The organism is Tabrizicola sp., from assembly GCF_041911175.1.
Taxonomy (GTDB): Bacteria; Pseudomonadota; Alphaproteobacteria; order Rhodobacterales; family Rhodobacteraceae; genus Tabrizicola.
This window is the reverse complement of sequence record NZ_JAYRPN010000013.1, coordinates 1-9,705: the sequence shown is the minus strand read 5'-3', so window position 1 is coordinate 9,705 and position 9,705 is coordinate 1. Positions and strand designations below refer to the sequence as shown.

Genomic DNA, 9,705 nt, shown 5'->3' with positions numbered 1-9,705 from the left:
TGGGTGGCCGCCGGGGGCGCTTCGCCCCCCGGACCCCCCGAGGATATTTGGGCCAATGTGACAGGGCTTTGGCGTGGTCGTGCCGCAGGCGAGGTTCGTCGAGGGCAACCTCTTCCGTCATGTGGCGGTGATGGCGCTGTCCGGCTCGGTCGGGCTGATGGCGATCTTCATCGTCGACCTGATCAACATGGTCTACATCTCCTGGCTGAAGGACCCGGTGCTGACGGCGGCGACCGGCTATGCCGGGGCGGTGATGTTCTTCACCACGGCCTTCGGCATCGGGCTTTCCATCGGCGTCTCGGCGCTGGTGGCCCAGGCGGTGGGCGCGCGCGATCCGGCGCTGGCGCGCGAGCGGGCGACGGTCGGTCTGGTGCTGAGCCTGATCTTCGGCACCGGCTTTGCCGCGCTGGTGCTGGTGCTGCTGCCCTGGATCGTGCCGGCACTGGGGGCGACCGGGCGCACGGCGGACGAGACGCTGCAGTTCCTGCAGGTCTATACGCTGAGCCAGCCGCTCCTCATCCTCGGCATCGTCGGCTCGGCGATCCTGCGGTCTTACGGCGAGGCGCGGCGGGCGATGATGGTGACGGTCTGGGGCGCGGTGGCGCTGGCCGCGCTGGACCCGGTGCTGATCCTCTGGGCGGGCTGGAAGCTGGAAGGCGCGGCGGTGGCCGGGGCCGGGTCGCGCATCGTGATGGCGACGATGGCGCTGATGCCGGTCTGGCGGCGGATCGGGGGCTTTGCGCCGCTGTCGCGGGAGGCGCTGGCGAGCGGGCTCGGGCCGCTGTTCGCGATCTCGGGCCCGGCGATCCTGACCCAGATGGCGACGCCGGTCGGGCAGGCCATCGTGACGCGGATGGTCGCGGGTTATGGCGAGGAAGCGGTCGCGGGCATGGCGATTGCCGGGCGGCTGACGCCGGTGGCCTTCGCGATGATCTTCGCGCTGGCCGGGGCGGTGGGGCCGATCATCGGCCAGAACCTTGGCGCCGGGCAGATGGCGCGGGTGCGGCGGACCTTCCGCGAGGCGGTGGTCTTCACCGCGCTGGTCATCACCACGGTTTCGGCGGTGCTGTTCGTGCTGCGCGGGCCGCTGGCCGACCTCTTCCATGCGACGGGCGCGACGCGGGAGCTGCTGTTCCTGTTCTGCGGGCCCTTGTCGCTGCTCTTCTTCTTCAACGGGCTGATCTTTGTCGCCAATGCCACCTGCAACAACCTTGGCGCGGCCTATCAGTCGACGGTGATCAACTGGGCGCGGCATACGCTGGGGACGGTGCCCTTCGCCGCGCTTGGCGCGCAATGGGCGGGCGCGGCGGGGGTGCTGATCGGGCAGGCGGCGGGGGGCGTGGTCTTTGGCCTCGTGGCGATCTGGCTGGCCTGGCGGGTGATCCTGCGCCGCACGGCGTGATGTCGTTGCCCTGCGGCATACCGTCGTATTCCGTTTTCCTCTTGCCCGGACCGGGGGCTTTGCGCTAGGCAAGGCGCGTCAGGTTCGGGAGAATCCGGCGGGCCGTAACAGCCCAAAGGTGCCGAAGGAGCAACCGCCCCGGTAAACTCTCAGGCGCAAGGGACCGTAGCTGACGAAGAGACTCTGGAGAGTTCCCGCGTGATGCGGGACGCCGAAGGGATAACGATCTCAGGCGTGCCGCAAGGCGCAGGGACAGAGGGGGCATCGAGCGGCGGGGATTGGCCCGCCGGGGCGGTGCCGGTGCGTTTTCCGGCGAGTAGGGGAGGGGCGGATATGTCCGACCTTGAGGAACCGGAACTGTTGCATCTGGGGCTTGAAGCCCTGCATGAAGCGCTTGGCGGCAAGATGGTGCCCTTCGCGGGCTACCTGATGCCGGTCCAGTACCCGGACGGGGTGCTGAAGGAACACCTGCACACGCGCACGGCGGCGGGGCTGTTCGACGTCAGCCACATGGGCCAGGTGATCCTGCGGCCAAGGGGCAGCATGGACGCTCTGAAGCTGGCCTTCGAGGCGCTGATGCCGGTCGATGTGCTGGGTCTGGCCGAGGGGCGGCAGCGCTATGGCCTGTTCACCAATGATGCGGGCGGCATCCTTGACGACCTGATGTTCACCAACCGCGGCGATCACCTGTATGTCGTGGTGAACGCGGCCTGCAAGGCGGCGGACATCGCCCATATGACCGCCGGGATGCCGGGGGTTTCGGTGGAGCCGGTGACCGACCGCGCGCTCCTGGCGCTGCAGGGGCCGGGGGCAGAGGCGGCGCTGGAGGCGGTCGTGCCGGGCGTCGCAGAGATGCGGTTCATGGATCACCGGGTGATCGGGGACATCTGGGTCTCGCGGTCGGGCTATACCGGCGAGGACGGGTTCGAGGTTTCGGTGCCCGAGGCCGAGGCCGAAGGGTTCGCGCGGAAGCTTCTGGCGCAGCCGGGTGTGGCGCCAATCGGGCTTGGCGCGCGGGATAGCTTGCGGCTGGAGGCGGGGCTTTGCCTTTACGGCCATGACATCGACACGACGACTTCACCCGTCGAGGCCAATCTGACCTGGGCGATCCAGAAGGCCCGCAAGGCCGGGGGCGCGCGTGAAGGCGGTTTCCCCGGCGCGGCGCGTATCCTGAAGGAGCTGGCCGAGGGGCCGGAGCGGCTGCGCGTGGGCCTGCGCCCCGAAGGCCGGGCGCCGATGCGGGAAGGCGTGGAACTGTTCGCCGAGGACGGCACGCCGGTCGGGCGCGTCACCTCGGGCGGGTTCGGGCCTTCGGTCAACGCGCCCATCGCGATGGGCTATGTCGCCCGCGCCCATGCTACGATTGGTACGAAGTTGACGGGCGAGGTGCGCGGCAAGCGCCTGCCCGTGACCGTGTCCGAGCTTCCCTTCCAACCCACCACTTACAAGCGCTAAGAGGCCAAGACGATGAAATACACCAAGGAACATGAATGGCTGCGCGTCGAGGGCGATCTGGTCGTCGTCGGCATCACCGAACATGCGGCGACCCAGCTCGGGGACGTGGTCTTCGTGGAGCTGCCAGAGGTCGAGACCCAGGTGGCCGGGGGCGACGAGGTCTGCGTGATCGAAAGCGTCAAGGCGGCCTCGGACATCCTGGCGCCGATCGACGGCGAGATCGTCGCAGTCAACGAGAAGCTGGTCGACAACCCGGGTCTGGTGAACGAGGACCCGACGGGCGCCGCCTGGTTCTTCAAGCTGAAGGTCGATGACCTGTCCGTGCTGGACCAGTTCATGGACGAGGACGAATACAACGACCTGATCGGCTGAGCCCTGGGCAGGCGCCGGGGGGCCAGCCCCCCGGACCCCCCGGGATATTTGGGCAAAGATGAATGGGAGCGGGTCGGGATGCGGCCCGAATGAGGACATGAGTTTCACCCCGACCGACTACAACCCCTATGATTTCGCCAACCGCCGCCACATCGGCCCCTCTCCGGTGGAGATGGAGGAGATGCTGGCCGCGACCGGCGTGCGGTCGCTGGACGAGCTGATCGACCAGACCGTGCCGACCTCGATCCGGCAATCCGAGCCGCTGGGCTGGGCGCCCCTGGCCGAGCATGAGCTTCTGGCGAAGATGAAGGAGGTCGGCGCGAAGAACCGGGTGATGACCTCGCTGATCGGGCAGGGCTATTACGGCACGGTGACGCCCCCGGCGATCCAGCGGAACATTCTGGAGAACCCGGCCTGGTATACCGCCTATACCCCCTACCAGCCCGAGATCGCGCAGGGGCGGCTGGAGGCGCTGCTGAACTTCCAGACCATGATCTGCGACCTGACCGGGCTGGACGTGGCCAATGCGTCCCTGCTGGACGAGGCGACGGCGGCGGCGGAAGCGATGACGATGGCGGAACGGGTGGCGAAGTCGAAGGCGAAAGCCTTTTTCGTCGACCGCTTCTGCCATCCGCAGACCATCGCGGTGATCCGCACCCGGGCCATGCCGCTGGGGATCGAGATCATCGAGGACGACGTGCGCAACCTCGACCCGACCAAGGTGTTCGGGGCGATCTTCCAGTATCCCTCCAGCTACGGCCATGTCGTCGACTTCACCGTCCGCATCGCCACGCTGCACGCCTCGGGGGCCATCGCGATCATGGCGACGGACCTTCTGGCTTTGTGCATGCTGAAAGAGCCGGGCGCGATGGGGGCGGACATCGCCGTCGGCTCGGCGCAGCGCTTCGGGGTGCCGATGGGCTATGGCGGGCCGCATGCGGCCTTCATGGCAGTGAAGGACGCGCACAAGCGGCAGATGCCGGGGCGGATCGTCGGCGTCTCCATCGACGCGCAGGGCGGCATGGCCTACCGGCTGTCGCTGCAGACCCGCGAGCAGCATATCCGGCGCGAGAAGGCCACCTCCAACGTCTGCACGGCGCAGGCTTTGCTGGCGGTGATGGCGTCGATGTATGCGGTCTTCCACGGGCCGAAGGGCCTGCGCGCGATTGCCGAACGGGTGCATTTCCTGACCCAGCGGCTGGCCCGCGCCTTGAAGGCGGCGGGGGCGAAGGTCGATCCCCGGGCGTTCTTCGACACGATCACGGTGGAGGTCGGCGTCGGGCAGGCCGGTATCCTTGCCGCCGCCCGCAATGAAGGCCTGAACTTCCGCAAGATCGGCCTTGACCGGGTGGGGATCAGTCTGGACGAGACGACGGACGAGCGGGTGCTGATCAAGGTCTTGCGCGCCTTCGGGATCGAGGGCGTGCCGCCGCACCGCGCGACGCTGGGCTTCCCCGAGGAGATGTTGCGCACGAGTGACTACCTGACCCATCCGGTCTTCCACATGAACCGGGCCGAGTCGGAAATGATGCGCTACATGCGGCGCCTGTCGGACCGCGACCTGGCGCTTGACCGGGCGATGATCCCGCTCGGCTCCTGCACGATGAAGCTGAACGCAGCGGCGGAGATGATGCCGATCACCTGGCCGGAGTTCGGCTCGCTGCACCCCTTCGCCCCGCGCGATCAGGCGGCGGGCTATCACGAAGCCATTGACGATCTGTCGCAGAAGCTGTGCGAGATCACCGGCTATGACGCCTTCTCGATGCAGCCGAACTCGGGTGCGCAGGGGGAATATGCGGGGCTTCTGACCATCCTCGCCTATCACCATGCGCGGGGGGATCATGGCCGCAAGATCTGCCTGATCCCGACCTCCGCCCACGGCACCAACCCGGCCTCGGCGCAGATGGCGGGGATGGAGGTGGTCGTCGTCAAGTCTGCCCCGAACGGCGACGTGGATGTCGAGGACTTCCGCGCCAAGGCCGAAGCGGCGGGCGACAGGCTGGCGGCCTGCATGATCACCTACCCCTCGACGCATGGCGTCTTCGAGGAAACCGTGAAGACGATCTGCAAGATCACCCATGACCACGGCGGGCAGGTCTATATCGACGGGGCCAACATGAATGCCCTCGTCGGGCTGGTGAAACCCGGCGAGATCGGCGGCGACGTGAGCCACCTGAACCTGCACAAGACCTTCGCCATCCCGCATGGCGGCGGGGGCCCTGGCATGGGGCCGATCGGCGTCAAGGCGCATCTGGCGCCGCATCTGCCGGGGCACCCGGAGACTTCGGCTGCGGTCGGTCTGAAGAGCACGGACGAGGGCACGGTGTCGGCGGCGCCCTATGGCAGCGCGTCGATCCTGCTGATCAGCTGGGCCTATTGCCTGATGATGGGCGGGCCGGGCCTGACCCAGGCGACGCGGGTGGCGATCCTGAACGCGAACTACATCGCGGCACGGCTGTCGCCGCATTACCCGATCCTCTTCATGGGCAACAAGGGCCGGGTCGCGCATGAGTGCATCCTCGACACCCGCCCCTTCGCCGAGGCGGGGGTGACGGTCGACGACATCGCCAAGCGGTTGATCGACAACGGGTTCCACGCGCCGACGATGAGCTGGCCGGTGGCGGGGACGCTGATGGTGGAGCCGACGGAGTCCGAGACCAAGGCCGAGATCGACCGTTTCATCACCGCCCTTCTGGCGATCCGCGAGGAGATTGCGGCGGTGGAACGCGGCGAGATTTCCTCCGAGGACTCGCCGCTGCGCCACGCGCCCCATACCGTTGCGGCGCTGGTGGGCGAGTGGAACCGGAGGTACAGCCGCGAGGCCGGGTGCTTCCCGCCGGGGGCGTTCAAGGTCGACAAATACTGGCCGCCGGTCGGGCGCGTGGACAACGTCTACGGCGACCGCCACCTGATCTGCACCTGCCCGCCGGTCGAAAGCTACATGGAAGCGGCGGAATAGGCGCCGCTCCGAAGCCCGTCTGACGGTATAAGCCCAAGAATTTTCTAGAAAATTCTTGGGCTGCTTGCCGCCTGTCGGGTCAGCTACCCCCGCCGGTGCGTCGCCGCCACGCGCGAGATTTCCTCGTAGATGCCGGTCAAGAGGTTCAGCGTCCGCGTCGCCTCGGCCAGACGGTCGCTGAAACCCGGCACATTCGCCACCGCCTGCAACAACAGCCGCCGCCTGAGCGCGCCGTAGTCGTCGGTCACGCGGCGGCCTTCCTCGGTCACCACATAGGTCACGCCCGACCGCCCCGCCCCCTTGCGCAGCACCAGCCCGGCGCCGATCAGCTTGCGCAGAGAATACTGGATGTTCGGCACGTCGTCGCGGTTGGTCAGCCGGGCAAGGTCCTTGATCGTCTTCGGGCGGTCGTTCATGCGGATGATGTGCAGAAGCGCGTTCTCCGGCCCGGTCGCCGCCAGGTCGCAGACCGAGGCCAGGCATTCCGACTGCCAGCGCCCGAATCCCTCGAAAGTCCGCATCAGCGCGAATTCCAGTTCCGTCGTGTCGACCTCGACCGCGCTTTCCGCCAGGTGCCAGCGCAGGTCGAGGCCGGGGGTTTCGCCCGCATCGTTTTGAGTTTGAACCATTTTCCCCGCCCTCCGCAGCACCCTGCCAGCCTGCGAAGTTTTGCCGCACCTGACGGTTGACGCAAATGGAATTTACGATAGACTTTCAAACATAAAATATCACCAAAACCGCAACAGGGATCACCGACATGCCACACCACCCGATGCTCTCGGGCGACCGTTTCCGCTTGGGCACTTTCTCGACCAACTGCTCCTCGGGGATGACGCCCACCAAGGTGCCCGAACGCTGGGTCAACAGCTGGGACAACAACCTGAAGCTGGCCAAGATGCTGGACGAGGCCGGGATCGACTTCATGCTGCCGATCGCGCGCTGGATCGGCTATGGCGGTGAAACCGATTTTCACGGCGGCGTGCTGGAGACGATGACCTGGGCTGCGGGCCTTCTGGCCGCGACGAAGAACATCGCGGTCTTCGCCACCATCCACACCGCCGCGAACCACCCGGTCGTGGTGGCCAAGCAGATCGCCACCATCGACCAGATCGGCCACGGGCGGGCGGGGCTGAACATCGTCGCGGGCTGGAACAAGCCGGAATACGAGGCGCTGGGCCTGACCCTGCCGGACGACCACGAAACCCGCTACGCCTATGCACAGGAATGGTTCGACCTTGTCCGCAAGCTCTGGACTTCGGACGAACATTTCGACTGGGACGGCACCTATTTCAAGGCCAAGCGGGTGAAGGGTGACCCGAAGCCGATCCGCGGTTCGGTCCCGATCATCAACGCGGCGGGCAGCCCGCAGGGGCGCGGCTTCGCGACCGACAACGCGAATTTCCTGTTCACCCCGGCCATCGACCTCGACCGCTCGAAGGGCGAGATCACGGACCTCAAGGCGCAGGCCGCCGCCAAGGGCCGCGACGTGAAGGTGCTGACCTTCTCTCACGTCATCTGCCGCCCGACCGAGGCCGAGGCCAAGGCCTTCGCCGACTACACCGCCGTGCAGAACGCCGATACCGATGCAGTGGACAATCTGGTGCGGCTGCAGTTCGCCCATGCCCACAGCTTCCCGCATGACCTTCTGGCGCAGATCAAGCACCTCTTCGCGCTGGGGCATGGCGGCTATCCGCTGATCGGCACGCCGGACCAGGTGGCCGAGGGCATCCTGCGGCTGCACGCCACCGGCTTCTCGGGCACGACGCTGTCCTTCGTCGACTATGTCGAGGAGTTCCCCTACTTCCGCGACACCGTGCTGCCGAAGCTTCAGGCAGCGGGCATCCGCTAGTGGACGCGAAAAGCTTCCGCGAGGCGACCAAGGCCTTCGTCGGCAACTGCAGCGTGATCACCGTGGGCGAGGACGACGAGGCTTCGGGCCTGGTCGTCACCTCGGTGATCTCGCCCTCGGCCGATCCGCCGCTGCTCTTGGCAGTCGTCAACCGCAGCGCGTCGAGCCACGGGCTCTTGCAACGCTATGGCCGCATCGGCTGGTCCTCGCTGGGCCGGGCGCATCAGGCGGTGGCGGAGCGCTTCTCGGGCTTCGGCGGCGTGAAGGGCGCAGCGCGCTACGAGGGGGCGGAGTGGGAAACCGCCGTCACCGGCGCGCGGCTTCTGGTCGGGGCGCCTGCGGCCTTCGACTGCACGGTGGAGGAGATGATCGAACGCGACAGCCATTCGATCCTGATCGGGCGGGTGCAGGCGGTCCGCACCACCCCCGGCGCCGGGGGGCTGGTCTACTGGAACGGGGCCTTCCGGGCGCTGGACCCCGCTTAGGGCTGCGGCTTCGGCGCGGGCGTGCCAAGCGCTCCGCCGGGCCTTGTGCCAAGCCCGCCGCCCGAGCCGACGCCGCTGGTCTTCGGCTTGGTCAGATCCGGCACCTTGGGCGGAGCTTTCACGCCGGGCGTCGGCGTCGTGCCCAGCACCTTGCCGCCGCCGCCGCCTTGCCGGGACAGGCAATCCTGCGCCTGCACAAGCGCGGGGCCGATGCCGTCCACGTCGAACCCGTCGTCGATGCCCATGCCCAGCATCCGCAGGTAGCGCCCGCTGTTCAGGAAATCCACCGTGGCCTGGATGCCGTCATAGGTGATGCCGCCATAGTCCGCGTCCCAGGCCTCGCCGTTGCCGATGGCGGGGATGCCGGTTTCCATCATCACCCAAAGCTCGAACTTCTGGCCGGGCTGGAACTTCACGTCGGGCTGCCGCAGCAGGATCGACAGCGTGTCGTTGGGGTAAAGCCCGATCCACAGGTCCTGCCCGTTCTGGTAGCTGACGGTGATGTAGCAGTAGGAGAACGCGCCGCGATCGTCGGTATAGGCCCCGCCGATCCAGTTGCCGGCCTCGAATTCCGACCCGGGGATTTCCGTCGATTGGGCTAGGGCAAGCGTCGGCGCAAGGGCAAGGGCGGCGGCAAGGGCAAGCGAGCGCATGGTGCGGTTCCTGAGCAGGTTTCACCGATCAGAATGCAGGCGCCGGGCGCATCGCGCAAGTCAGGCTTTCCGCAACAATGACGCGGCATTGACCGGGCGGCCCGGCCAAGGTAGCGCTGGCGCGGATGACCCGCCCGCCCTTCCTTGACGGCCTCGCCGCCAGCCTGCCCATCGTGATGGGCTATTTCCCCATTGCCTTCTCCTTCGGCGTCGCCGCGACGCAAGCGGGCTTCACCGGGCTGGAGGCCTTTGCCCTCTCGCTGATCATCTACGCCGGGGCCTCGCAGTTCCTTGCGCTGGCGCTTCTGTCGTCGGGTGCGCCGGTGCTGGTCGCGGCCTTCACCCTGATCGCGATGAACCTGCGCCATGTGCTCTACGGCCCCGCGCTCATGCGCGAGGCGGGCGAGGGCGCGACGCGACGCCACGCCTGGGGCTGGGCCTGGGGCCTGACGGACGAGGTCTTCGGCCAGGCCCTGGGCGCGCTGGCGCGGGGGCAAAGGTTCTCCGAGCCCTACATGTTCGGCCTCGGC

The 9,705-nt window shown here is 67.6% G+C and carries 9 protein-coding genes and 1 riboswitch; of the genes, 7 read left to right on the top strand and 2 right to left on the bottom strand.

The genetic code is table 11. The features are described from left to right. Positions 1 to 73 precede the first annotated feature (73 nt). The 4 genes from ACE3P6_RS01290 (at position 74) to gcvP (ending at position 6,188) form a co-directional block, all read left to right on the top strand. The gene (locus ACE3P6_RS01290; RefSeq protein WP_374391165.1) at positions 74 to 1,402 is read left to right on the top strand and encodes an MATE family efflux transporter; all 1,329 of its coding nucleotides are present in this window, start codon (positions 74 to 76) and stop codon (positions 1,400 to 1,402) included. Positions 1,403 to 1,477: 75 nt separating this feature from the next. Beyond that, a riboswitch (glycine riboswitch) is annotated at positions 1,478 to 1,578 on the top strand. A gap of 157 nt (positions 1,579 to 1,735) precedes the next feature. After that, complete coding sequence (gcvT, locus tag ACE3P6_RS01285) at positions 1,736 to 2,857, top strand: glycine cleavage system aminomethyltransferase GcvT (RefSeq protein WP_374391164.1); 1,122 nt, start codon at positions 1,736 to 1,738, stop codon at positions 2,855 to 2,857. A gap of 12 nt (positions 2,858 to 2,869) precedes the next feature. Further along, entirely contained in the window at positions 2,870 to 3,229 is a 360-nt protein-coding gene (gene gcvH / locus ACE3P6_RS01280) for a glycine cleavage system protein GcvH (protein ID WP_374391163.1), read from the top strand. A 97-nt stretch (positions 3,230 to 3,326) separates the two neighbouring features. Continuing rightward, positions 3,327 to 6,188 (top strand): aminomethyl-transferring glycine dehydrogenase, encoded by a 2,862-nt coding sequence (gene gcvP, locus ACE3P6_RS01275; RefSeq protein WP_374391162.1) that lies wholly within the window; start codon positions 3,327 to 3,329, stop codon positions 6,186 to 6,188. An 83-nt stretch (positions 6,189 to 6,271) separates the two neighbouring features. On the opposite strand, the gene ACE3P6_RS01270 is transcribed toward gcvP, so the two are convergent. Next, the gene (locus ACE3P6_RS01270) at positions 6,272 to 6,817 is read right to left on the bottom strand and encodes a winged helix DNA-binding protein (protein WP_374391161.1); all 546 of its coding nucleotides are present in this window, start codon (positions 6,815 to 6,817) and stop codon (positions 6,272 to 6,274) included. Between the two features lie 128 nt (positions 6,818 to 6,945). On the opposite strand from ACE3P6_RS01270, the gene ACE3P6_RS01265 reads away from it, so the two are divergent. Together ACE3P6_RS01265 and ACE3P6_RS01260 are read left to right on the top strand one after the other, a co-directional pair. After that, positions 6,946 to 8,037: an LLM class flavin-dependent oxidoreductase gene (locus ACE3P6_RS01265; RefSeq protein WP_374391160.1), complete on the top strand. Its 1,092-nt coding sequence runs from the start codon at positions 6,946 to 6,948 to the stop codon at positions 8,035 to 8,037. Further along, positions 8,037 to 8,522, top strand: a complete 486-nt coding sequence (locus ACE3P6_RS01260; protein ID WP_374391159.1) for a flavin reductase family protein — start codon at positions 8,037 to 8,039, stop codon at positions 8,520 to 8,522. Before ACE3P6_RS01265 ends, ACE3P6_RS01260 begins: the two co-directional genes overlap by 1 nt. Here the strand turns inward: ACE3P6_RS01260 and ACE3P6_RS01255 are convergent. Further along, complete coding sequence (locus ACE3P6_RS01255) at positions 8,519 to 9,175, bottom strand: hypothetical protein (protein WP_374391158.1); 657 nt, start codon at positions 9,173 to 9,175, stop codon at positions 8,519 to 8,521. The genes ACE3P6_RS01260 and ACE3P6_RS01255 overlap by 4 nt on opposite strands. 125 nt (positions 9,176 to 9,300) lie before the next feature. Here ACE3P6_RS01255 and ACE3P6_RS01250 point away from each other — a divergent pair. Then, positions 9,301 to 9,705 (top strand): AzlC family ABC transporter permease (locus ACE3P6_RS01250; protein WP_374391157.1); only part of this gene is annotated, 405 nt, incomplete at its 3' end.

Coding starts and splice junctions, on each gene's coding strand:
- gcvT (WP_374391164.1), top strand. CDS start 1,736: ATGTCCGACCTTGAGGAACCGGAACTGTTGCATCTGGGGCTTGAAGCC.
- gcvH (WP_374391163.1), top strand. CDS start 2,870: ATGAAATACACCAAGGAACATGAATGGCTGCGCGTCGAGGGCGATCTG.
- gcvP (WP_374391162.1), top strand. CDS start 3,327: ATGAGTTTCACCCCGACCGACTACAACCCCTATGATTTCGCCAACCGC.
- ACE3P6_RS01270 (WP_374391161.1), bottom strand. CDS start 6,817: ATGGTTCAAACTCAAAACGATGCGGGCGAAACCCCCGGCCTCGACCTG.
- ACE3P6_RS01265 (WP_374391160.1), top strand. CDS start 6,946: ATGCCACACCACCCGATGCTCTCGGGCGACCGTTTCCGCTTGGGCACT.
- ACE3P6_RS01255 (WP_374391158.1), bottom strand. CDS start 9,175: ATGCGCTCGCTTGCCCTTGCCGCCGCCCTTGCCCTTGCGCCGACGCTT.